Genomic DNA, 23,595 nt, shown 5'->3' on the forward strand with positions numbered 1-23,595 from the left:
ATCATTTAAAATCCATTTCATGCCTATAAAATATTTAGCAGAAGACGATAGACCAAGAGAGAAATTTTTGCAGAAAGGCAAAAATTCACTTTCTGATTCTGAGCTGCTGGCGATCATTATGGGAAGTGGAAATAAAGAGGACAGTGTCTTGGAGCTGGCGAGAAAAATCTTAAAATCAGTCAATAACAGCTGGCACCAATTGAGTCTTCTTTCTGTAAAAGATCTTATGAAATTTAAGGGAATAGGAGAGGCGAAGGCCATTTCCATAATTTCCGCTTTAGAGATTGGAAGAAGAAGACTTGGACAGGAGATCCCGGAAAAATCAACCATTGGAAACAGCAATGATGCCTACCAGATCCTGAAAAATCATCTGGAAGACCTGAGAACCGAAGAATTCTGGGCTATTTTTCTCAACAACAGCAACAAGGTAGTGCATATCTCAAAGCTTACACAGGGCGGGATAAGCCAGTCTATTGTGGATGTCAGAGTTCTTTTCAAAACAGCGCTGGATCATTTTTCCACAGGTATTATCATTGCCCACAATCATCCTTCCGGAAGTATAAAACCGAGCAGGGAAGATCTCAATATTACCCAAAAAATAAAAGAAGCAGGGAAAACATTAAGTATTCAGCTTTTAGACCATATCATCATTACCCAGAATGCCTATTGTAGTTTCTCAGACGAAGGATTGTTATGATTAGAAGATTGAAATACAACGAAATAGACTTTGTCAGGTATCAAAAAGTTTTGTCAGAAGCATGTCAGGTTGATGATTTTGCCTCCAGAGAATTCATGGATATTGTTGCAGGAAAAAACTGGGGGATTCTGGTGTATAGAGATTATGAAGCCGTAATGCCCATTGCATGGTCCAGTAATTTTGGGATTAAAATTATTCAAATGCCTCCACTATGTCACCAGCTGGGTGTGTTTTCAGAAGAAGATAATCCCCAAGTCAATCAAGATTTCTCGAACTTTCTGAAAAAGAATTTTGCCATTTCCTATTATGCATTCAATAAAGACAATGCTTTTCCAACTGGCAGCCGGAATAAAAAATCATATGTTATTCTAAAGGACAGGTATGAAGATGTAAAGAAAAAATACCATGTCCACAGAAGAAGAAATATCAGACATACAGAAGATATTAAGGGCAATGCCGAATTTATAAGCAATGTAAACCCTGATGAAATAGAGGATTTTTTTCTTGAAAATGCAAGAGGATTACCCAGCAGATCTCTCAAAAAAGTATACTGGAAAATTGTCAGTAGGTTGATTGAGACGGGATTCCTGGAGGCTTTTGCTGTCAAATATAAAGGAAATCTGCATTCGTTCGTAGCCACCTTTAATGCAGGCCAGACGGATTATCTCAGTATATTCATCAATGCTTCACAACTTGAAAATAAAAATATTCCTTCTCTTGCGATTGATTACAAGCTTCAGCATGCCATTGAGCATAAAAATTTTGACTTTATGGGAAGCAATGTTCCCAACGTTGCCTCGTTTAATGAAAGATTCGGGGCTCAGCCGTATTTCTTTTCCGTCTTAAACTATCAGAAACTGAATATTATCAGTAAAATAATTAAGCTCGCTTTTACCAAAAACAGGTAACTTTATCTAAAATAACTCACCATGCTAAATTTTATCAGGAATTACAAGCTTCCTTATATGATATATAATTTTTTTCATAAAGAAAAGCTGAAACATAATATTCCGCTTTACAGGAAATATGGAGTTAAGAAAAGCTATTATTCACCTATTTCAAGCTCAGATTTTGCTCATCTTCCTGATACCGAGAGATCTATCGATAAAGATCAGCTGTCCTCCACTGAATTTTTCAGAGGTCTGTCCCCGGAAAACAAGGAGAGCGCCCTACATTATGATGATAACGGTTACATGATTCTCAGAAATTTTTTAGATACTCAAACCGTAGATGATATCAATATTGAAATTGAAAAACTCATGGAAGAAGGAACGCTGAAATTTCGTTATGGAGGAAAACTGATGTTCGCCATCCATCATTCTGAAATTATCAGAAATATCGGCAGCGATAAAAATTTCCTTGATTTTCTATCCGTTTTGCTAAATGGCAAGGCTAAGCTGTTCCAAAGTATCAATTTCATTAACGGAAGCCAGCAGAAAACCCATTCCGACAGTATTCATATGACCACCTATCCATTGGGAGGACTTCTGGGGGTATGGATAGCCCTGGAAGATGTAGACGAAAACAACGGGGCCCTGCATTATATTCCTGGCAGCCACAAACTTCCTTATTTCCTGAATTCTGATTACGACAATGAAGGAACGGCTTTGAAAATCGGCAAGAAAAGCTATAAAGCATACGAAGAATTCCTTGAAAATAAAGTAAAGGAACTTGGATTAAAAAAAGAAGTCTTCAGGGCGAAGAAAGGGGATTTATTGATATGGCATGCCAATATTCTTCATGGGGGAGAACCTCATACCGATAAAAACCGAACCCGGAAAAGCCTGGTGTACCACTTTTTCGATGAAAACAGTGTATGTTACCACGAAGTTACACAAAGACCTGCCCTGTTTGAGCTGTAATATCAGAAAATATTAGTAATTTTGCATCCTAAAATTATGGCTAGTTTTTCAGGATATCTACCGTATGCATTTGCATTGATTATCGCAATTCCTTTTCTGGTTTTGCTCAGACAATTTGTACATTCCTATATTACCCTTAAAAATCAGGAGATCAAACTGCTTAGTGTGAAATCAAATGCAGAGAATAAGGCACATTCCTACGAAAGAATGACCCTGTTTCTGGACAGGATGAAACCTTCCAATCTCATCCAGAAATTTAACAAGGAACTGGCAGTGCATGAATTTATTTTCCTTACCGAAAAGACAATAAATGAAGAATTTGAGTACAACTCTTCACAACAGCTTTACGTGACAAAGAATTCATGGAAGAACATTGTAGACTCTAAGAATGCTGTGATTGAGCTTCTCCACAAAACTTATGACGGATTGAACGGGAACGTAGAACTGGACGAGTTCAAAACCCTTTTTATCATGAATTATATGGAGGGCAATGATTATATTGCAGAAACCATAGAGGATTTAAGAAAAGAAATTTTAATAATAACTTAAAAAATAAGAGATAAATAATGATTCCAAATTTTAAAGCACATCCATGGCACGGAATTTCTGCAGGAGAAGATGCGCCAAATGTTGTAAACGTATTTGTGGAAATTGTTCCTTCAGATACGATTAAATATGAAGTAGATAAAGAAACAGGATATCTGAAAGTAGACAGGCCGCAGAAATTCTCTAATATCATTCCTGCTTTATATGGTTTTGTTCCTAGAACATATTGCCATAATGAGGTGATGAAGCTTGCAGTGGAAGCTGGAGCTGATGATGTGACGATGGGAGATCATGATCCTCTTGATATTTGTGTTTTAAGTTCTCACAATATTCATGCTGGAGGTTTATTGATGGAAGCTATTCCAATCGGAGGTTTTAAAATGATCGATGGTGGGGAAGCTGATGATAAAATTGTAGCGGTAATGATCAATGATCACGCTTTCGGACACTTCAGAGATATTTCTGAATTGCCAGAAGCAGAAGTGAAAAGATTAATGCACTACTTCCTGACGTACAAGAATTTACCGGACGAGCCTGCAAAATGTAGAATTCATGAAGTATATGGAGCAGAGCATGCAAGAAAAGTAATTAAAGCATCTCAGGCTGATTACGCAGAAAAATTCGGAGGATAAAAGACTCTGATCAAATAAAAAAAGGATAAACGGGAAACTGTTTATCCTTTTTTTATGAGCTTTTTCAACGAGTCCACAATTTTTAAAGCGGATTCAAGCATCTCTTTTTTTCACCAGCATAAGGCCTGATTATTCTCAATGGCGTATGGCTTTAATCAGCATTTCAACGATGGAGGTTCAAAGATTGTGCGGCAATTCAATTCCTGATTTTTAAACAACAAAGATGCAGTTGTTAAATTTTTTAATGCTTTGGTGATAATTATTTATTATATTTAATTTTCTATTACCAAAAAAATATTAAACTATGGATCTATTTATGTTAGTGCCAATTTTTGGTGTCGTCGCTTTGCTTTATACATTTCTTCAGAGCAACTGGGTCAGTAAACAGAATGCAGGAAATGAAAAAATGAAGACGATTAGTGGTCATATCGCTGACGGTGCCATGGCTTTCTTAAAAGCTGAATACAAAATTTTAACGTACTTTGTGGTTGTGGTCGCCATCCTGCTTGCCGTGATGGGGTCCAGCAATGCCAACTCCCACTGGAGCATCGGAGTGGCCTTTGCGGTAGGAGCTATATTTTCTGCACTGGCAGGCTTTATTGGGATGAAGATCGCTACCAAAGCCAACGTGAGAACTGCAGAAGCCGCAAGAACTTCGCTTTCAAAAGCACTTAAAGTATCTTTTACTGGTGGCTCTGTAATGGGTATGGGCGTAGCAGGGCTAGCTGTTTTAGGATTAGGAGGCTTATTTCTTATCATTAAACAGATTTTTGCCCCCGATGCAACGGTAGACTCCCATGAAATGGAAAGAACCATTGAAATTATTACAGGCTTTTCGTTAGGAGCAGAGTCTATTGCTCTTTTCGCAAGAGTAGGCGGTGGTATTTATACCAAAGCAGCGGATGTAGGTGCCGATCTTGTAGGAAAAGTGGAAGCCGGGATCCCCGAAGATGATCCCAGAAACCCTGCCACCATTGCAGATAATGTGGGTGACAATGTAGGAGATGTAGCGGGGATGGGTGCCGACCTTTTCGGATCTTATGTTGCTACTGTTCTGGCGACAATGGTATTGGGGAGAGAGACTATTTCTGATGATTCTTTCGGAGGTTTTGCACCGATTCTTTTGCCCATGCTGATCGCAGGAACAGGGATTATTTTTTCTATGATAGGGACTTTATTTGTGAAAATCAATGATAATGAAGGTTCATCTACCTCCAGTGTACAGAATGCATTGAATTTAGGGAATTGGGGCAGTATTGTCATTACAGCAATTTCCTCATACTTCCTGGTGACTTATATACTTCCCGATAAAATGATCCTCAGAGGACACGAATTCACCAAGATGGGCGTGTTTGGAGCTATCATGGTAGGTCTGGTTGTAGGTACCTTAATGAGTATTATTACAGAATATTATACAGCCATGGGAAAAAGACCTGTTTCCAGTATTGTGAGACAGTCTTCTACAGGGCATGCTACCAATATCATCGGCGGGCTTTCCGTGGGAATGGAATCTACTTTGCTCCCGATTATCGTACTGGCAGGGGGGATTTATGGATCATATCTCTGTGCCGGACTTTATGGTGTAGCTATTGCAGCAGCCGGTATGATGGCGACTACAGCAATGCAGCTGGCTATTGATGCATTTGGACCCATTGCTGATAATGCAGGGGGAATTGCGGAAATGAGCGAGCTTCCTAAAGAGGTTCGTGAAAAAACAGATATCCTGGATGCGGTAGGAAATACAACTGCTGCTACCGGAAAAGGTTTTGCCATTGCTTCAGCAGCATTGACGGCATTAGCGCTTTTCGCTGCTTTCGTAGGTATTGCAGGTATAGACGGGATCGACATTTACAGAGCAGATGTGCTGGCCGGATTGTTTGTTGGAGGAATGATTCCTTTTATCTTTTCCTCCTTAGCCATTACTGCTGTAGGGCAGGCTGCCATGGCCATGGTGGAAGAAGTAAGAAGGCAGTTCCGTGAAATTCCGGGAATACTGGAGGGAAAAGCACAACCTGAATACGAAAAATGTGTCGCTATTTCTACAGATGCATCCATCAGAAAGATGATGCTGCCAGGAGCCATAGCGATTATCTCACCATTGCTGATCGGATTTATTTTCGGACCTGAGGTATTGGGAGGATTTCTTGCAGGAGCTACCGTATGCGGGGTCCTGATGGGAATGTTCCAGAATAATGCCGGAGGTGCATGGGATAATGCTAAAAAATCATTTGAAAAAGGCGTTGATATCAACGGGCAGACTTATTATAAAGGTTCTGAACCTCATAAAGCATCAGTGACTGGAGATACGGTGGGAGATCCGTTCAAAGATACATCTGGACCGTCTATGAATATCCTGATTAAGCTGATGTCAATAGTTTCATTGGTCATAGCACCTACATTAGGTGTACTGCATAAAGACAAAATTGAAGCAAACAGGAAGGCAAAAATAGAAAGTCTAACTGGAATTTCAGGAGCTGCTTCCAATCCGTCAGATCTTAAGATTCCCATATTTCCAGGTGAAATAAAAGGACATCTTAATGAAGACGGAGATTTTGTATACGAAACCGGAAATCTGCAAAAAGTAAAACTAAAAGGAGGCAAAACTGTAGAACTTGGAGAGGCCAGCCAGCTTTATAAGCTGTATACGGCTGCAGATCAAAGGGACCAATCTGCTCTTGATCCTAATAGATGGTATACCATTGAAAACCTTTATTTTGAAACCGGATCAAGTGATTTGAAAGCAGGGTATGAGGTACAGCTTAATACGATAGCGGAAATCTTAAACGCATATCCGGATCTGAAAGTAAAACTGGGTGGATACACGGATAACAGTGGGAATGAGGAAAGTAATCTGAAGTTATCGAATCTTAGAGCGCAAACCGCAAAACTGAAGCTGCTGGAACTGGGAGTTTCTGCTGACAGGGTAGAAGCTGAGGGATATGGTTCGCAACATCCGGTCTGTGAAGCGAATGACACAGACGAATGTAAAGCTAAAAACAGAAGAATTGATGTAAGGATCCTTGCTCTTTAATCGGCATAAATATTAAAACTAAAGCACTGCATTTGCGGTGCTTTTTTTATAATATGGTTCTGTGATAGTGAAAAGTGACTGATGAATAAGGCAAATATCGTTATAGGCTTACAATAAATCAATAGCGTTGATCTGTCTTACAGCTTCAGTACTGAATCCTTTGCCTTATGCTTATAAGAAACAATGATAAAATGAGAAAACGAAATATAATGGGTTGAGATATAACTGTATAAAATCAGGAGAATAGAGGTCATTGGAATTAAAGGTTTTTTCTCAGATGTTCCAAAGCCTGAATAATCAGCTCATCTTTTTTCGCAAAACTAAACCTGATGTAATCCGAATCCTGTCTGGAGCTATAAAAAGCAGAAAGAGGAAGGCAGGCCACTTTTTTTTCAACAGTCAGCCATTTTGAAAACTCCACATCAGTCATTGTTTTGGAAAGGCTTCTGAAATTGACGGTCTGAAAAACACTTCCTTCGGCTACCTGATTGACGACCAGAGGGGTATCTTTTAGCATTTCATTAAAAAGATCTCTTTTGTTCTGCATAGCTTTCCGGTTCACAGAAGGGTCAAAAATATTCAGATATCTGGCCAGAGCATACTGGGCTGGAGCGTTGGCGCTGTAGGAAATATACTGCTGATGACAACGAAACAATGCGGTCATCTTTTCAGGGGCAAGCATATAACTTACCTTCCAGCCGGAAGTATGAAACATTTTGCCGAATGAAAAAATACAGAATGTTCTGCTTCTTAGGTCAGGATGGACAAATGAGCTGTAATGATCAGACTCATCATAACAATAGGTATCATAAATTTCTTCAGAAATTAAATAGATCTCACGATTTTCAATCAACTCATATAAACGGTTCCAATCCTCCTTTGTCCATATTTTACCGGTTGGGTTCTGCGGAGAATTTACAATAATTGCCTGGGTCTTTTCGGAAATACAGTTTTTGAATACTTCCCAGTCCATATTGAAATCATCGTTAAGGTCATAATAGACAGGAACTCCACCATTCATCACTACAGAAGGAGCATAGGTATAATAGGAAGGTTGAATGATAATGACTTCATCTCCTTGTCTGATAGTAGATTTGAGTGCTGTATATAAAGCAAAGGTTGCACACGGAACAATGGTAACTTCATGAGATCGGAGTGGGATGCTGTTCTTCCTTTTTGCATTAAAAGTGATGATAGTATCAATCAAAAGAGGATTTCCTGCAAGAGGTTCATAATTGTGGGTGGCATGATCCGCTGATTCTTTTAAGAATGATTTCAGACGTTCATCAATATCGAAATCAGGCAGCCCTAAAGATAGATCAAAGCTTCCGTGCCTGGAAGCCAGTTCGGACATTTCCGTAAAAAAGGAATAATGAGTAAATCCATAAATTCTATCCATCTCTTTTGCATTGTTATCAAATATAATGAAAATAACATTTCATGGTGATTAAATAAAATTTGTTATTTTTAAGAAATTTATTACGTATGAAAAAATTACTTATACCGCTATTTTCTATTGCTGTAATGACCAGCTGCGGGACGGCAAAAATGACTGAAGGTACCTCTTCAAATCCTGTTTCTGCCAAACATGATAAAGCATTTTCTGATGCTTACAGGATCATTAAGGCAGAAAACTTAAAAAAGAACCTGTATGTTATTGCCTCTGATGAGATGGAAGGAAGGGATACGGGAAGCAAAGGACAGAAAAAAGCAGGTGAGTATATCGTTAATTATTATAAAAACCTGGGCATTTCCTATCCTAAGAGCTTAGGTTCTTATTTTCAAAAGGTTCCATCAGACTTTATGAAGAAAAGAGGAGGGGGAAATCTTCCTGATTCCGAAAATATTCTGGCATTCATTGAGGGAAGTGAGAAGCCTGAAGAAATCGTTGTCGTATCAGCACATTACGATCACGTAGGAACCAAAAACGGAGTAGTCTATAATGGAGCTGATGATGACGGAAGCGGAACAGTGGCCGTTATGGAAATGGCAAAAGCATTCCAGGAAGCTAAAAAGGCAGGAAAAGGACCGAAGAGATCAGTCTTGTTTCTTCATGTGACAGGAGAAGAGCATGGCCTGTTCGGATCAGAATATTACTCTGAAAATCCGGTTTTCCCGTTAGCCAATACTGTTGTTGATCTTAATATTGATATGATCGGGAGGGATGATCCTGCCAACCGAGGAAAACAATACGTGTACGTGATCGGTTCTGAGATGCTGAGCTCACAGCTTAAGGTAATTAATGAAGCTGCCAATAAAAAAACCAATAATCTGGAACTTAATTATAAGTACGATGACCTGAACGATCCTGAACAGCTATACTATCGCTCAGATCACTATAACTTTGCCAAGCATAATATTCCGGTGGCATTTTTCTTTGACGGAATTCACGAAGATTATCATCAACCGGGAGATGATCCTGAAAAAATAGATTATCCATTGCTGGAGAAACGTACCCAGCTCATTTTTACCACAGCCTGGGATATTGCCAACAGACCAGATAGGATCGTGGTAGACAAAAAATAAGCAGATCATATATTTTCCCGCAGATAAACCATAAAACGGAGTCATCTGCGGGAAAATTTTATCAGAAAAAATCATTAGCCACTAAATTTAATAACCAGCTTAAAACCATGGGACAACACATTAAATCGATCCGCCCCTTCATAGGCGCTCAGAATTTTGAGATCAGCCGGAGTTTTTACAAAGATCTTGGCTTTGAAGAGGTTTTACTTGAACCCAAATTAGCATTGTTTAAGCGCGACGAAACAGCGTTTTATCTTCAGGATTACTATGCCAAAGACTGGGTTGATAATACCATGGTTTTTATGGAAGTACAAGATACGGACGCATTCTGGAACGAGCTTCTGTCTCTGCATCTCACCGAAAAATATGCAACGGTAAAACTTACACCTGTAAGGACAATGATTTGGGGAAAAGAATGTTTTGTACATGATCCTTCCGGAATTTTGTGGCATTTCGGGGAGTTCTTTTAATATGGTTGAAATATGATATACGCATTTGATACTTATTATTATCCGGAGTATGCCAATACTGTTTGTATTGCCTTTGAGAACTGGACATCAGAAAAAGAATCAGAAGTCTTCGTAGAACAGACGGGGGTAGATTCAGGATACGAAAGTGGAGCCTTTTACAAACGGGAGCTGCCATGTATCCAGAGCCTTCTGAAGAAAATTGTATTAAAACCTGGAGATATGATTATTGTAGATGGCTATGTTACTCTTGATCATGAAGGTAAAATGGGTCTTGGAGGTTACCTTTATGAAGCACTGGAGGAGAAATTTCCAGTAATAGGCATTGCTAAAAATGAATTTATTATGCCGGACTCCCACAGGCGAACTGTGTTTCGTGGTGAAAGTAAAACCCCGCTGTTTATAACCACAAAGGGAATAGATGTAGATGAAGTCAGGTATCATGTAGAGAAAATGCATGGTGCCTTTAGAATTCCTGCCTTACTGAAAAAGCTTGACCAAATGAGCAGGGAGTAGCATCATAGTAGTTTCAAGGTAAAGAAAGATCAATGCAAATTCGTCAATAATTATCTGGCACAAATCTAAAAGCTTAATAATACATTAGTTACAATTTAATAAACAGCTTGTTTTACAAAGATATCGACAATCAAATACGGTTAAATTTCAATAAACTGACAAATGTCAGCCTGTTCTTATTTTTATTGATTCTAAATAAATATAAATTTGTCTCAGTTAAAAATGAAGAACTCTATGAAAAAACTATCTACTCTTTCAGCGGTCATTCTCTGTTCAATGATGGAGGCACAATATTGTACTCCTTCGTTTCAGTACGGGGCAGACAGCAACATGATCACCAGGGTCATTTTTGGAAATATCGATAATACTTCTCCGTTTCAGTCTGGAACCACTCAGGCTTATGAAGACTTTACAGCAATGTCTACTGATCTTCAGGCAGGAAATACTTATCAGATTTCCGTAAAAGGTCCATCAGGAACATTTCCGAGTGATGTGATGGTTTTCGTAGACTTCAATCATAATGGAAACTTTGATGATGCAGGAGAGAGCTTCTACATTGGAAGGCTCCAGGAGGCAACACCGGCGAATGCGCTTACCATCAACGGTACGATTGCGGTTCCGGCCAATGCCGCCTCAGGAACTACAAGAATGAGGGTCGTTAAGAACAGCAATGTGGCTGCCTATTCTGATCCTGATGCCTCTAATTCAATTCATACAGGATGCGATTCTGATTTACGTTCAGGACAGACAGAAGATTATAGCGTTTCCATTTCAGGAAACAATACAGGCTTTCCATTCCCATATTGTGGAGCTGAAAATGTCACCAGCCTTACAGTAAGTGAAATAAGCAAAGTAGAATTTGCGGGAATTACCAATGACAGTAGTATCGACGGAAATTCAGAAGTACTGGAGGACTTTACCACAACTGTTTTTAATGTCAGCAGAGGGGGTTCGTATCCGATAACGGTAACAGGTGGAACGCACGGCCAGCAAACCGTATCAGCGTATGCTTACATCGATTTAAATCATAATAATCAGTTTGATTCGGATGAAAAATTTGACCTTGGATATCTTGATAACTCGGATCCGGTGTCCAACCAGCAATCAGGAGTTGCGGTAAGCAATATTACGATTCCTGATCATGCTATCCTTGGAGAAACCCGTTTCAGGCTCGTGAAAGCGTATGAATCCAGCTCATGGATGGGAACATTGGAAAATCTGCCGTGTCCTGCAGGATGGTTTATTGGCCAGGCAGAAGACTACACCATCAATGTACAGCCGGAGAATCTTTCTACAAGGGAAGTTTCAAAAGAATCTTCTATAAAGATACACCCAAACCCTACAATGGGAATGATCAATATTGAAACGGCAAAAGGTATTGAGAAATACGAAATATTCAGCATCTCAGGGCAAAAACTACAAGAAGGGAATATGCCGACAGTTAATATAACAGGTTTTGCAGCAGGAGTTTATCTGATGAAGATCCTGACTAAAGATAAACAAATGATGACAGAGAAAATCATTAAAAACTAAGAACACATATCTAATCATATCCATATCAATTTTTGTTTTTTAACCGGCAGACTATTATATCTGTCGGTTTTGTTTTGGATATATTTCGTTATTGAACGTATTAAGATTTCAGAATATTGAGAAGATCCTGCTTTGATAATCCCTGAAACTTTGTATGGTCTGAAGTAAGCAGATTCTGGGCAAGCTGTTTTTTCTTTCTTTGGAGGCTTAAGATTTTTTCCTCCACAGTATTGGAGCAAATCATCCGGACAGCAATGACGTTTTTCGTCTGTCCTATCCTGTAGCTTCTGTCAATAGCTTGATTTTCAGCAGCTGGGTTCCACCATGGATCCACGAGATAAATATAATCTGCCTGTGTAAGATTGAGGCCAACACCGCCAGCTTTCAAGCTGATTAAAAAGACACGTATGGTATTGTTTTCCTGGAAATGAGCCACTTTTTCCCCTCGGTTTTTCGTCTGTCCGGTAAGATATTCAAACGGGATACCATGATGCTCCAACTCTGCTTTCAACAGATCAAGCATGCCAACAAACTGAGAGAAGATGAGAATTTTATGATCTTTTGATTTTCCAAGGATCTGCTCCATAAGAACTTCAATTTTTACCGCATTTTCTCCTGAATACCCTTCTTGCAGTAACGCGGGAGAGTTACATATTTGTCTCAGTCTTGTAAGCCCGGTCAGCACATGCATGCTGTTTTTATTGAGCTCATCATCGTCACTGGCTGCAATAAATTCACGAAGTTCCTTTTCATAAGCATCATAAATCTTACGCTGCTCTGTATTCATTTCACAGTAGATGACGGTCTCTGTTTTTTCCGGAAGCTCCTTGGCCACCTGCTTTTTGGTTCTGCGAAGAATAAACGGTTTTATCTTTTGCTGTAGCTCCAATGCACGTTTGCCGTATTCAAATTTGTCGACAGGAACGGCGTAAATATCTTTAAAGGATTGTTTGCTTCCCAAAAGTCCCGGACAGGCGAAAGAAAGCTGACTGTAGAGGTCAAACGTACTGTTTTCAATAGGCGTCCCGGTGAGTACTATTTTGTTCCGCGACTGTAACAGACGAGCGGCTTTATACCTTTCCGAATTAGGATTTTTGATGGTTTGTGATTCATCAAGAAAGATATAATTAAAAGCAAAGGTCTTCAGGAAGCGGATATCGGAGAGCAGCATTCCATAACTGGTTAAAACAACATCATAATCAGAAAGGTGGGATGTTGTTTTTAGTCTGTCAGCCCCATAATGTAGCAATACCTTGAGGGAAGGAGCAAATTTTGAGATTTCGTCCTGCCAGTTGAACAGAAGTGAGGTAGGAACTACGACGAGATTGGTAGTGTGCCCCCGCTTTTCCTGTTGCAGCAGAATAAACGCAATGATCTGCAAGGTCTTGCCAAGGCCCATGTCATCTGCCAGACACCCGCCAAAGTTAAAGTCATCCAGAAAATTCATCCAGTTGAGTCCTTCATGCTGATAGTCTCTCAGGTCAGCCTGCAGTCCTGCCGGAATATTGACTTCCGGAATTTTTTGATCAGCTGAAAACTGAGAAGTATAATACCTTACCTCATCCTGCGCTTCTTCATTCATGAGTTCCTTTTCAAAAAGAGACGAAACTTCAGTAAAATTGATTTTCGGAATTTTCAACAGGTCTTCATCAATTTCCCCAGCCCGGAAATAGGCCGCAATTTTATCGATCCATTCTTCAGGAAGAATACCAAGAGTTCCGTCATCCAGCTGAACAAATTTACTCTTATTGCGGATGGCACGGTGAAGCTGCTGCAAAGCGGCCTCCTTGGGTCCAAAGCGTACTTTTAATTGAGCATTGAACCAATCTAATCCGCTGGTGATCTGGATATTAATCTTGGCTCTGTGGGCATTAAGTTTGTTGTTTTTCAGTTCGTTAAACCCAAGTATGATAACTCCTTCGTTTCTTAAGGTTTCAAATGCGTCAAGAAACCAGTTGTTGTCCAGGAACTTATCTCTGTGAAGATAAAAATACTGATATCCATCCATCTGCTCTTCAAAATCAGGATGCTGTTGCATCACCAGAGAGGTAAAACGTTCTTCTGCAGTCGTATCTCTTTCTATTTTAAACGGATTTCCATTCTGATCCGTATCAAAAAGCTGTTTTTTGGAGTAGACCGGAACTTCCACCTGCCCATATTTCATAACTGGAGTAATTCCGATATAATTTTCCTGTTGCCGGAGGTAAATTACCTTTTCAATATAATAATTTTTGTCTTCAAGTTGTGCTTTCGTTGCACTTTGTATATATCTGTAATTAATATGAATACGATCTTCTATGCTAGCCAGGGTATTGTGTATAAATCCTTCATATTTTGATGAATGGATCAGCAAAATTTCGTGATTAGCTTTAAAAAACCGGATGATACGGAGCAAGTCAGGATCGTCTACAAAGCTGAATACGTTGCGGTTATATACAAAATATTCATTCCTGAGAATAACATTTTTAAAAGGAACAGAAACGTCATGAAACAGCAATTCACCTGTGATTTCATAAAATGGATCTTTCTTAAATACAGAAAGTTGTACCTCCGCATCTAAAGTATTAAGTTGAACAGGCGTAAGAGATTTTGCAGTGATGCTTTCCGCGATCTCCCGGTCATGATAGAATACGCTAAGTCCTAAAGGATTCTGTACAATCTGTTTCAAAGCTTGCAGCTCCGAAGCATTATACTCTTCATTGTAGTTGTTCTGAAAAGAGCTGACAGCGGTGTAGAATTTAATATCGGAGGGCTTTTCCGATTTCCATATCAGCTGTGTGGCATCCATAGCCGTTATGGGATTTTTAATTTTTCCGGCCTGCGTTATTTCTGCTTCCATCAATGAAAAAATCAGATGATTGTAATACCGGTGTTTTCCGACTACCAGTATCTGCTTTTTACCCGTTTCTATCTGTGTCAGCTCTTCCAGTCTGGAAGGATGTTTGGGAAGGAGACTGTTACGGAATGTAAGATCATCCATCGGAAGCATTTCTTTGATCTTTGGGAGGATTTGCGGTTTGCCTTCCTGATATTCCAGCTGAAAGTAGAGATCAAGATCAGGCTCATTTTCCAGGCCATATTCTTTCGCCTTGGAAATGAATGATTTTTTGCGGAGGACATCATCAAAAAAAATACGGTAATTTTTTTCCTCAATGATGCAGTGAATAATTTCCGTTTGATGCTGGCAAAGCTGATTTTTAGAATGGTCGCATGTGCACGAGCAAAGTAAGGAAGTGCCTATACGGCTTATGGTAACTAAAGGAAAATCATGCAAGGCTGACTTCTTTGTAAAGGTACCGGTATTTGTTTCAAGGGTTACCGGGTATATTTCCTGAAAATCTGTAATGGCAATAAAAGTACTGTCTGTTGTATGCTTCAACAGATCGTATACGGAAAGTGTACGGATATTGATATTTTCAAGAATGTATTCGGCCATACAATTGATCGGGGCAAACTTACAAAAAAACAACGAATGAGGACGGGAACCCATGTATTTTGGCCACTTATCCTGTTTTTCAGCGTGAGCAAATTAAGTATTGCAATCCGGATAGAATTACCTCATTCAGGGGCAAAAGAGGTGCTTTTTTGAGGATTGACTGCATTCTAAACCTAAATTAATTACATTATTTCAACGATAGAATATACATATTTGGATAAGTGTGCCTAACTTCGCGACCGGAAATTTAATCAACAATGCCGGAATGAAAGACAGAGATTCTCTTAACGCAAAAAAGCCAGCTGCATGCTTTCTGCTTTTCTTTGCCCATGGGCTTGTCTTTTCTTCCTGGGCAAGCAGAATTCCCATCATAAAAAATGCTCTTTCCATCAGTGAAGCAGAATTAGGGAATCTGTTACTTTTAATGCCGATAGGTCAGCTTTCTACAATGGTACTGGCCGGAAAACTGATCAGCATTTACGGAAGCAGCTGGGTGATTAAGAGATGTTTTTTACTGTATCCTTTATTTCTTTTGCTGATCAGCCTGTCCCCATCGTACTGGACGCTGGCTGCGGTTCTCTTCTTTTTTGGAATTTCGGGAAATCTCTGTAATATAGCGATCAATACACAGGCTATTGAAATAGAATCGATTACTAAAAGAACACTTTTATCCTCTTATCATGGGGCCTGGTGCTTTGCCGGGCTGGTGGGAGCCCTTGTCGGGCTGCTGATGATTAATCTAAAGGTGGCCACGTTTTATCATTTTGCATGTATTTGTATTGTGGCAGCAATTATCTGGCTGTACAGTGCAGGGAACCTTACCAACATCATCCACAAGGCCGAGCCGCAGACCCGTTCGATTTTTAAATCGGTGAATCCTACATTGCTGGGATTGGGAGGTGTCGGGTTTTTGAGCATGGCGATAGAGGGCGCAATGTTCGACTGGAGCGGGGTGTATTTCCAGACTATAGTAATGGCGCCGGAAAATCTTGTTATACTGGGGTATACAAGTTTTATCTTAATGATGACTTTAGGGCGATTTGTTGGTAACAGAGTGATTGAGAAATACGGGAAAAGAGTAGTCCTGCAAGGTTGTGGCCTACTGATGAGCGGCGGTCTTTTCCTGAGTGTTTTCTTTCCGAATTATGGATCTGCACCATAGCCTTTATGATCATAGGTCTTGGAAGTTCTCTGAGCGTCCCTTCCGTGTACAGCACTGTTGGGAAGGTAAGTACGGTAGCTCCCAGTATTGCACTTTCATTTGTATCCAGTATTTCGTTTTTAGGATTTCTTATAGGGCCTCCTCTTATAGGATATATTGCTGAAAGTTTTGACCTCAGGTATTCTTACGGCCTGTTTGCGTGTTTTGGGATCTTGTTGGCGGTCATGGCCCGACAGATGAAAGTCTTCAGTAACAAAAACTGATTGCTGTAGAATATTTCTCCGATCTGTAGAGCCTTTTTCAGCCTTTTTTAATCAACATACTGACAGGAATGCCTGTAGGAAAAGGATTACATCCAAACTTCAACAAGGTGCAGCCAAAGTGCTTTTTCTTTAGTGACAACAAAGACTGCAGATGACTGACGCTTGTTTGAGTTTGCCCCTGTAACCTGGGTTTCAACATAAGTAGCCAGGCCATGATGATCAGAATTTTCCACCACAATGTTTTCAAGCTGGATTCTTCGTTCCGGAAACTTACCGAATACCGTAGGAAGCCAATCTGACAGCATTTGCAGGGTCACGGTATCTCCGTTTCCATTGATCATACTGAATTCCGGTGAGAATCCGGAAACTAAGGTCTCATAAAGGGCTTCCTGACTGTCTGTCTTACCCTGAAACCATTTTTCAATATTGCTGTGAAATTCTGTAATTTCCAGAATGATTTTTTCTGTGTTCTTCATCGTTTTAAAATTACGCTGTTTTTTATTTCTGATTGTTATTGTCCAAGAGGATTTTTCATTTTGAATTCGGAGAATCGTCTGATCTTCAAAGTTGTTGCATATATTTTCTTAATCGGAAAGCACCACATATTCCAAAGATCTGAAAGGCTCCAATCATTGCAATTGCCAGGGCAAACGCTTCAGGAAAGCCAAGTATTTTAATCATATTAAAAAATAAAGTACCGATTATCGCTCCCCCGCTTACACTGCCAATCTGTATTCCAATACTTACCAGGCCGGAAGCCTGTCCTGCTTTCTCTTTAGAAACAAATGAAATGGCAGTCCGCATCATCACCGGCATAATAGTCCCATGACCCAATCCGGCTATAAATAAGGTGATATGAGTGATAAACGTTGGTTTTTCATGATTATAAAAAGCCAAAGCGGTGAGGGTAAACCCGGCTACGAGCAAACCCAGTCCTGCATAGATCATTTGGTCTGCTGGGAATTTGATCCGGGAGGAGGCTAAAGGACCCAGAAAAAAAGCCAACCCATACGGTAGAATCGCGATCCCTGTCTCCATAGAAGTCTCATGTAGGAACTGCTGTAAATAGTAGGGATAGCAGATAAATAATCCTGCGGTAAAATTGTAAAAGAAAATAATCAGCAGGCTTAGCGCAAATGGAAAATTCCGTAGTAGTGCAGGATCAATGAGTGTTGGTCTGCTTTTTTGCTGAAGGCGTGTTTCATATTGTAGAAATGCAGCCAGCAATATAATTCCCGTTAAAAGAATCCCGAAAACCGGCCATGCCCATTCATATTTTTGCCCAAAGATCAGCGGACAGATCAACATAAGTAAAGCCAGGATCAATACCAACGAACCCATAAGGTCTATCCCTGTTTTTTTTTCCTGATGACTGTTGGCCATATTGAAATGAATCCCTGCAATACAGATAACAGTAATGGGGACATTTACCAGAAAAACAATTTCCCATGAAACATATCCCCAGTCCAGGCTTAAAAGGACGCCTCCCAGAAGTTGTCCGGCTACGGAAGCCAGTCCAAATACAGAACTGAAAAGACTGATAGCCTTCGGTTGTTCTTCACCGCTGAACAGTACTTTTATAGAGGCCAGCACCTGGGGAGCCAGTAATGAAGCTCCGACTCCCTGAAACATCCGTGAAATAATGAGCGTGAATATATCAGGCGAAAAAGCACAGGAAAGAGATGAAAAGAGAAAAATATACAACCCAGATGTAAATATCTTTTTTCTTCCGTATAGATCTCCCAGACGCCCACCACAAACCACAAGAGCAGCATAGGTGAGTCCATATACAGCAATAACCATTTGCAGTTGATGATCACTTGCTGAGAAGGCTTTTTTAATAGATGGCAGCGCCATATTGACAATAAAATAATCCAAAGGAGAGAGGAAGGCGCCGGTGATCAGAAAATAAAGCGCCCGCCAACGTTTCGGATATACGTTCATAATTTTTTTATGCAAAGTAACCCGTTAACATTCTTTTAAAATTGTACTTTTGGAGGAAAAAGCGGTATGCAGATGCAGGGATTGAATCCGGAAGGTATTGAGGTAAAAGAAATATCATTAAAAGACGAAGAAATAACGATCAGGACAAGAGCATTTCTCTCATTTGTTTATGTTGCAAAAGGAGAAGGAATGCTAGGATATGATGACCGGCATATTCGTTTTACAGAAAGTAAACTTTTCATCATTCCACAGCAGGAGATTTATCATTTTAAAAGTAATGACGCCATGCTCATTATGCTTCAGTGTCCTATTGAATTTATTGAAAAGATAAGGCTGGAGGCAGATCGTATTGAAAGCTGTGAGAACCTCTATAAGTTACAGTATATAAGCCATAATTATCATGCAAGAGCCGGATGTGTTTTTCGCCATAAAAATGATGAGCGCTTTGCAGAAACACTCATTCTCCAGATTGCTGAAGAATTCAGAAATAAGGCAGAGGATTATCTTATTATCCGCAACTGCATTTCAATTCTGCTTAATCTTATTGCCCGGAATATCATCAAAAGCGAGACTTCTGACCTCCAGGAAAACCAAAAGGCTTTTTCTATCATGAAAATAATTGCGTACATCCAGCAGAATATCAAAGACAGAGAAAAAACAAGCCTTCATACCATTGCCGATCACTTTGGGATTTCAAGAAACTATTTCGGGGAATACTTTAAACAGCAGACGGGTACTTCCTACCAGGATTACCTATTGGATTACCGGCTGAAGCTGGTAGAAACCTATCTGAAATACAGCAGTGTCCGTCTGAGTGAGATCGCATACGATCTTCAGTTCAGCGACGAGAGTCATCTTTCCAGACTTTTTAAAAAGTACAGGGGCGTAACTCCCGGAGCATACAGAAAAAATTGTAAATAGAACCTTTGGACAATACATAATCACGATCATCAATAATCAATATTAATTATAGCTAGGGGTTACACGTCATTGAAATAGCAGGCCCCTCAAAAATAAAGCATCACAAGTAGTATTTTTATGATCAGATTGATTGATATATAAAAAATATAGTCAACTATATAGTGGACTATATTTTTTTATATATTTACTGTAAATATTTATCAAAATGGATTTTGACTTTATTAAGGATCTGGGATATAAGGCTTTGGACAGCAGGTTGAAAAGGATCAGTGACCGGATGTCCCATGATGTCAGAAAATTTTACAAAGAATTCGGAATCGATGTTGAACCTAACTGGTATCTTATTTTTATGCTGCTTCAAAAACAGGGAGAGATCTCCATCACAGATATTGCTGAGCCGTTGGGATATTCGCATCCTTCTGTGGTGGTCATCGTTAAAAAAATGGCGGATAAAGGTTATCTCACGATTAAAAGGGACCGTGCAGATAAACGGAAGCAGATCATCTCCCTGTCCTCTAAATCTACAGAGATGCTTCCCCAGCTGGAACGGGTTTGGGATAGCTGTGAGAAGGCAATACTGAAAATGCTCTCAGAGGACCTTGCTATTTTGGGTTATCTGGATCATATCGACCAGGAACTTAAAAATGACTCTTTTCATCATCGTTTTAAACAGGAATATTTAAAATCAACCAACCTATGAAAGCACTTATTCTCATCATGACATTCTTCACCGGTATTATGATTTCTGCAACAGAAACAAAGATCATGATCAGGGCCCAGGCGAGAGATGCCAAGTTTATAGGATCCTCACTGGGAGGAGCGCATGTTATAGTCCGAAACAAATTGAACAGGGAGATACTGGCTGAAGGAAACACTAGTGGCAGTACAGGAAATACAGACCTGATTATGAAAACTCCAAAAGTAAGAGGGAAGTCGATAGCCGATACCCAGACCGGTGGCTTTGTCGCTTCACTGGATATCAGCGAGCCTACATTTGTTACGATAGAAGTGATTTCCCCCCTGAACAGCAGACAGGCACAGGCTGTGGTAAGCACTGAATTGTGGTTGATCCCCGGTAAGCATATTTTGGGGGAAGGAATTATTCTTGAAATACCGGGATACATTATTGATATCCTGAAGCCCAGGACGCATCAGTATATAGCTTTGAATACTATCAAAGACAAGCCGTTTCAATTTCAGGCCAATATTGTGATGATGTGTGGTTGTGTCATTGAAAAAGGGGGAGTGTGGAACTCTGACGAAATTGAAGTAAAAGGAATTCTGAAAAAGGACGGAATATTCTTCAGGAATGTTGATCTTTCTTTGGTGTCAACCAATCTTTTTGAAGGGAATACCTCCATAAATGCTTCAGGAAATTATGAGCTTATCTTGTATGCTTACCATGAGAAAACAGGAAATACGGGAGTGGACAAAGTAAATTATGTAGTTTTTGAATAATAACCGCGATTGTTTACCAACCTATTTTGTACTTTCCATTTGAATAATTGTTTTCCTTAGGTAAAAACTCCTGAACCATGGTCTGGTTCCCTAAAGTACCACTGCATAAGTAGGGGACGGTTTCTCGGCATCTGCCTGATAGCCTTGCTTTATTATCTTCTATTCATCCGTAATCACACCAGGAACTGCAATGTCTCAAATATTCTTTCATGTACATATGATTTTTTAGTCGTTTTCTGATTATAGACATCACTTTTATAAGGTTTATCAAAGTACCTTCCGTTTATTTTAAACAGTCGTAGAATTACTACAATTTTTCAAAAAAACCTTATTTCTTTTTGCCGTCATTTTTTATGGTGATATATTAGCCTTACCAAGCCGGAAAATATGAAATTAAATTTCGTTAAGATATTGAGAATAATAGTATTAGGAGAAATATTTCAGTATTGATTTCCTGCTAATAGAATGTAGATGAGTTTCATATCAATCAGTGATCTCAAAAAGATCCCGGAAGGTTAAAAAAACGTTGTAGTGAAAACACATCAGTAAAAAAATTAGATCATGAATAAAAAAGCAAACGAGAATCCAGTTCAAGATATGAACGCAAAGTTTATGGATAAAACTTTGCAGACCAACAAACCTACCGTAACGGATGATAAGGTGTGGTCTAAACAACCTACTTCCAAAATTTTTAATGCCCAGGGAATTCCTGAAAATGCTGTTGCAGGAATCAACAGAGTGGTAAAACTTGAAATTTTTGTCGAAGGAAAACCAATTAAGTTTTTTAAGCATTTTAAATTGAAGCAGAGTGCTGTAAAGCATCATGAATTTGATCTTACGCTTGCACATGATACGCTGGGGAGTGCTGAAAATCATAATCTTGAAGAAGCACAGAGCTTTTTAGGAAAAAGAATTACAGTCATTTTCAGATATAAAGATGTTGAGAGCAGCCCCGAAAGGAACTTCGTGGGAGTGATCACAGAAGTAGGGTTCAGCCAGGAAAAAGGAAATCTTGGAAACATTGTTCTCACAGGTTTCAGTCCTACGGTTTTGCTTGATGCCGCTCCTCATATTCAGAGCTTTGGAGGCAGTCAGCCCATCAGTCTAAACAGTATTGCCAGTGAGGTAATCAAAGAGGGATTGGGACATGAAAAATTTGACTTCAGGGTAGATGCTAATTATGGCAACGTTCCCTATAGCTCACAGTACGAAGAAACCCATTATAACTATCTGGCCAGGATGGCTGAAGCTTATGGTGAACAGTTTTTTTATGATGGGGAAATCCTTCATTTTGGGAAACTTCCACCACAGGAAAAACCTGTAAAACTGGTCTATGGAAGTAACCTGAGTGATGTTAAAATCAGGATGAGGGCTCAGCATGTGAATCCAACTTTTTATGGATACAACAGCAGCCAGCATGAGAAGCTGACAACAGGAACTTCCAAAGTATCCCATACCTCCGATATTGCAAGAAGAGCCTATGAAATCTCTGAAAGTACATTCAAAACCCCTTCTTTACGAATAGCCCCGATCAAAGCGGACACCTTTATGGATGTGGATGTTTCCCAAAAAGGAACAACAGGAAGTTACGCCTCTCAGGTTTTTGTGACTTCTGGATTCATGACAGTTCCGTTTTTATACCCGGGATGTATTGTTGATCTGGAAATGCGCAAGGCTGATACCAGCGATACTTCGTATTTTACCAAGCTGATGCTTACGGAAGTTACCCATGAGGTGGATGCCCGAGGATATTATGATGGCTATTTTGAAGCGATTGCTGCCGATACAGGGTTTATTCCCCGGCCTGAATTTACCTTGCCTAAAGCTGAGCCGCAGGTGGCTACCGTTATATCGAATACAGATCCATTAAACCAAGGACGTATACAGGTGCAGTTTGACTGGCAGAAAAGTAATACCACTCAATTTATCAGGATGATGAGTCCGGACGCAGGAGGAACGGATCAGATCACTCAAAACAGAGGCTTTGTAGCCGTACCTGAAGTAGGAGATCAGGTGATGGTAGGCTTTGAATACCACCATCCGGATTTTCCTTTTGCAATGGGAGGAATGTTCCATGGTCAGGTAGGATTGGGAGGAGGTATTGATAACCACATCAAGTCGATCCAGACCCGAAGCGGTAATAAAATAATTTTTAACGATAAAGAAGGAAGTATTTATATTGAAGATCCAAGCGGAAATTCATACCTGATGGACGGGAAAGGAAATATCACGGTAACAGCCCCTAAAAATATGACCTTCAATGTTGGAGAGAACCTTAGCGTGAATGTGGGACAGAATATGAATACTACAGTAGGCTCTGACCAGAGCAATATTGTCGGAATGAATAAAACAGAAAGCGTAAGCATGAACTCTACACAAAGTATCGGGGCCGTGAAAAACGTTACCATCGGAGGAAATTTTATGACGAATGTTGTGGGGAAAATGATGGAATTTATTAAAGGTAATAAAGAAAGTGAGGTAGAGCAGGACAGTCAGAAAGTAGTAAAGGGAGAACGGGTCATCCATAGTGATAAGGATCACAAAATCCACTCTCAAACTGAAATTAACGGACAGTCTAACGAGAAAACCAATATGCACTAG

Annotated in this window: 20 protein-coding genes; 16 read left to right on the plus strand and 4 right to left on the minus strand. The window is 39.7% G+C overall.

Going from position 1 to position 23,595, the window contains the following annotated elements; genetic code table 11:
• Positions 1–19 precede the first annotated feature (19 nt).
• From radC to DRF67_RS15400, 6 genes are all read left to right on the plus strand, one after another.
• Positions 20–697 (plus strand): RadC family protein, encoded by a 678-nt coding sequence (gene radC, locus DRF67_RS15375; RefSeq protein WP_115929186.1) that lies wholly within the window; start codon positions 20–22, stop codon positions 695–697.
• Positions 694–1,605, plus strand: coding sequence for a hypothetical protein (locus DRF67_RS15380; RefSeq protein WP_115929187.1), 912 nt, complete (start codon positions 694–696; stop codon positions 1,603–1,605). Before radC ends, DRF67_RS15380 begins: the two co-directional genes overlap by 4 nt.
• Positions 1,606–1,626: 21 nt before the next feature.
• Entirely contained in the window at positions 1,627–2,559 is a 933-nt protein-coding gene (locus tag DRF67_RS15385; RefSeq protein ID WP_115929188.1) for a phytanoyl-CoA dioxygenase family protein, read from the plus strand.
• Between the two features lie 36 nt (positions 2,560–2,595).
• The gene (locus DRF67_RS15390; protein ID WP_115929189.1) at positions 2,596–3,108 is read left to right on the plus strand and encodes a DUF7935 family protein; all 513 of its coding nucleotides are present in this window, start codon (positions 2,596–2,598) and stop codon (positions 3,106–3,108) included.
• Between the two features lie 17 nt (positions 3,109–3,125).
• Positions 3,126–3,737, plus strand: a complete 612-nt coding sequence (locus DRF67_RS15395; RefSeq protein ID WP_115929190.1) for an inorganic pyrophosphatase — start codon at positions 3,126–3,128, stop codon at positions 3,735–3,737.
• Between the two features lie 304 nt (positions 3,738–4,041).
• The gene (locus DRF67_RS15400) at positions 4,042–6,768 is read left to right on the plus strand and encodes a sodium-translocating pyrophosphatase (protein WP_115929191.1); all 2,727 of its coding nucleotides are present in this window, start codon (positions 4,042–4,044) and stop codon (positions 6,766–6,768) included.
• A gap of 259 nt (positions 6,769–7,027) precedes the next feature.
• Here DRF67_RS15400 and DRF67_RS15405 read toward each other — a convergent pair whose 3' ends face one another.
• A complete protein-coding gene (locus DRF67_RS15405; protein WP_115929192.1) occupies positions 7,028–8,167 on the minus strand; it encodes an aminotransferase class I/II-fold pyridoxal phosphate-dependent enzyme in 1,140 nt (379 codons plus the stop codon).
• Between the two features lie 86 nt (positions 8,168–8,253).
• On the opposite strand from DRF67_RS15405, the gene DRF67_RS15410 reads away from it, so the two are divergent.
• The 4 genes from DRF67_RS15410 (at position 8,254) to DRF67_RS15425 (ending at position 11,810) form a co-directional block, all read left to right on the plus strand.
• On the plus strand, positions 8,254–9,294 hold the full coding sequence (locus DRF67_RS15410) for a M28 family metallopeptidase (RefSeq protein ID WP_115929193.1): 1,041 nt from the start codon (positions 8,254–8,256) through the stop codon (positions 9,292–9,294).
• 107 nt (positions 9,295–9,401) lie between these two features.
• A complete protein-coding gene (locus tag DRF67_RS15415) occupies positions 9,402–9,764 on the plus strand; it encodes a VOC family protein (protein ID WP_115929194.1) in 363 nt (120 codons plus the stop codon).
• 12 nt (positions 9,765–9,776) lie between these two features.
• Positions 9,777–10,277, plus strand: a complete 501-nt coding sequence (locus tag DRF67_RS15420) for an endonuclease V (RefSeq protein WP_115929195.1) — start codon at positions 9,777–9,779, stop codon at positions 10,275–10,277.
• A gap of 234 nt (positions 10,278–10,511) precedes the next feature.
• Entirely contained in the window at positions 10,512–11,810 is a 1,299-nt protein-coding gene (locus tag DRF67_RS15425; RefSeq protein WP_115929196.1) for a T9SS type A sorting domain-containing protein, read from the plus strand.
• 100 nt (positions 11,811–11,910) lie between these two features.
• Here DRF67_RS15425 and DRF67_RS15430 read toward each other — a convergent pair whose 3' ends face one another.
• Complete coding sequence (locus DRF67_RS15430) at positions 11,911–15,246, minus strand: DEAD/DEAH box helicase (RefSeq protein ID WP_115929197.1); 3,336 nt, start codon at positions 15,244–15,246, stop codon at positions 11,911–11,913.
• A 265-nt stretch (positions 15,247–15,511) separates the two neighbouring features.
• Between DRF67_RS15430 and DRF67_RS15435 the strand changes: the two genes are divergently transcribed.
• Both DRF67_RS15435 and DRF67_RS21820 read left to right on the plus strand, forming a co-directional pair.
• Positions 15,512–16,408 carry an MFS transporter gene (locus tag DRF67_RS15435; RefSeq protein WP_228435822.1) on the plus strand — a complete coding sequence of 299 codons (897 nt, stop codon included), beginning with the start codon at positions 15,512–15,514 and terminating at the stop codon, positions 16,406–16,408.
• Between the two features lie 5 nt (positions 16,409–16,413).
• Positions 16,414–16,671, plus strand: coding sequence for an MFS transporter (locus DRF67_RS21820; protein ID WP_228435823.1), 258 nt, complete (start codon positions 16,414–16,416; stop codon positions 16,669–16,671).
• Positions 16,672–16,757: 86 nt separating this feature from the next.
• Here DRF67_RS21820 and DRF67_RS15440 read toward each other — a convergent pair whose 3' ends face one another.
• Complete coding sequence (locus DRF67_RS15440; protein WP_115929198.1) at positions 16,758–17,147, minus strand: hypothetical protein; 390 nt, start codon at positions 17,145–17,147, stop codon at positions 16,758–16,760.
• 85 nt (positions 17,148–17,232) lie between these two features.
• A complete protein-coding gene (locus DRF67_RS15445; protein ID WP_115929199.1) occupies positions 17,233–18,615 on the minus strand; it encodes an MFS transporter in 1,383 nt (460 codons plus the stop codon).
• A gap of 72 nt (positions 18,616–18,687) precedes the next feature.
• Between DRF67_RS15445 and DRF67_RS15450 the strand changes: the two genes are divergently transcribed.
• The 4 genes from DRF67_RS15450 to DRF67_RS15465 all read left to right on the plus strand — a co-directional run bounded on the left by DRF67_RS15450 (position 18,688) and on the right by DRF67_RS15465 (position 23,595).
• The gene (locus tag DRF67_RS15450) at positions 18,688–19,536 is read left to right on the plus strand and encodes a helix-turn-helix domain-containing protein (RefSeq protein ID WP_115929249.1); all 849 of its coding nucleotides are present in this window, start codon (positions 18,688–18,690) and stop codon (positions 19,534–19,536) included.
• A gap of 205 nt (positions 19,537–19,741) precedes the next feature.
• Positions 19,742–20,236 carry a MarR family winged helix-turn-helix transcriptional regulator gene (locus DRF67_RS15455; protein WP_115929200.1) on the plus strand — a complete coding sequence of 165 codons (495 nt, stop codon included), beginning with the start codon at positions 19,742–19,744 and terminating at the stop codon, positions 20,234–20,236.
• On the plus strand, positions 20,233–20,994 hold the full coding sequence (locus tag DRF67_RS15460) for a hypothetical protein (protein WP_115929201.1): 762 nt from the start codon (positions 20,233–20,235) through the stop codon (positions 20,992–20,994). The genes DRF67_RS15455 and DRF67_RS15460 overlap by 4 nt, the downstream gene beginning before the upstream one ends.
• A 561-nt stretch (positions 20,995–21,555) precedes the next feature.
• Complete coding sequence (locus DRF67_RS15465; RefSeq protein WP_115929202.1) at positions 21,556–23,595, plus strand: type VI secretion system Vgr family protein; 2,040 nt, start codon at positions 21,556–21,558, stop codon at positions 23,593–23,595.

This window comes from Chryseobacterium pennipullorum, from assembly GCF_003384725.1.
In the GTDB taxonomy this organism is placed as follows: Bacteria; Bacteroidota; Bacteroidia; order Flavobacteriales; family Weeksellaceae; genus Chryseobacterium; species Chryseobacterium pennipullorum.

Bases quoted from the DNA above. Each gene is read 5' to 3' on its own strand.
- DRF67_RS15455 (WP_115929200.1), top strand. From the start codon at position 19,742: ATGGATTTTGACTTTATTAAGGATCTGGGATATAAGGCTTTGGACAGC.
- DRF67_RS15415 (WP_115929194.1), top strand. From the start codon at position 9,402: ATGGGACAACACATTAAATCGATCCGCCCCTTCATAGGCGCTCAGAAT.
- DRF67_RS15440 (WP_115929198.1), bottom strand. From the start codon at position 17,147: ATGAAGAACACAGAAAAAATCATTCTGGAAATTACAGAATTTCACAGC.
- DRF67_RS15435 (WP_228435822.1), top strand. From the start codon at position 15,512: ATGAAAGACAGAGATTCTCTTAACGCAAAAAAGCCAGCTGCATGCTTT.
- DRF67_RS15380 (WP_115929187.1), top strand. From the start codon at position 694: ATGATTAGAAGATTGAAATACAACGAAATAGACTTTGTCAGGTATCAA.
- DRF67_RS15410 (WP_115929193.1), top strand. From the start codon at position 8,254: ATGAAAAAATTACTTATACCGCTATTTTCTATTGCTGTAATGACCAGC.
- DRF67_RS15405 (WP_115929192.1), bottom strand. From the start codon at position 8,167: ATGGATAGAATTTATGGATTTACTCATTATTCCTTTTTTACGGAAATG.
- DRF67_RS15420 (WP_115929195.1), top strand. From the start codon at position 9,777: ATGATATACGCATTTGATACTTATTATTATCCGGAGTATGCCAATACT.
- DRF67_RS15430 (WP_115929197.1), bottom strand. From the start codon at position 15,246: ATGGCCGAATACATTCTTGAAAATATCAATATCCGTACACTTTCCGTA.
- DRF67_RS15385 (WP_115929188.1), top strand. From the start codon at position 1,627: ATGCTAAATTTTATCAGGAATTACAAGCTTCCTTATATGATATATAAT.
- DRF67_RS15445 (WP_115929199.1), bottom strand. From the start codon at position 18,615: ATGAACGTATATCCGAAACGTTGGCGGGCGCTTTATTTTCTGATCACC.
- DRF67_RS15465 (WP_115929202.1), top strand. From the start codon at position 21,556: ATGAATAAAAAAGCAAACGAGAATCCAGTTCAAGATATGAACGCAAAG.
- DRF67_RS15390 (WP_115929189.1), top strand. From the start codon at position 2,596: ATGGCTAGTTTTTCAGGATATCTACCGTATGCATTTGCATTGATTATC.
- DRF67_RS15395 (WP_115929190.1), top strand. From the start codon at position 3,126: ATGATTCCAAATTTTAAAGCACATCCATGGCACGGAATTTCTGCAGGA.
- radC (WP_115929186.1), top strand. From the start codon at position 20: ATGCCTATAAAATATTTAGCAGAAGACGATAGACCAAGAGAGAAATTT.
- DRF67_RS21820 (WP_228435823.1), top strand. From the start codon at position 16,414: ATGATCATAGGTCTTGGAAGTTCTCTGAGCGTCCCTTCCGTGTACAGC.
- DRF67_RS15460 (WP_115929201.1), top strand. From the start codon at position 20,233: ATGAAAGCACTTATTCTCATCATGACATTCTTCACCGGTATTATGATT.
- DRF67_RS15425 (WP_115929196.1), top strand. From the start codon at position 10,512: ATGAAAAAACTATCTACTCTTTCAGCGGTCATTCTCTGTTCAATGATG.
- DRF67_RS15450 (WP_115929249.1), top strand. From the start codon at position 18,688: ATGCAGGGATTGAATCCGGAAGGTATTGAGGTAAAAGAAATATCATTA.
- DRF67_RS15400 (WP_115929191.1), top strand. From the start codon at position 4,042: ATGGATCTATTTATGTTAGTGCCAATTTTTGGTGTCGTCGCTTTGCTT.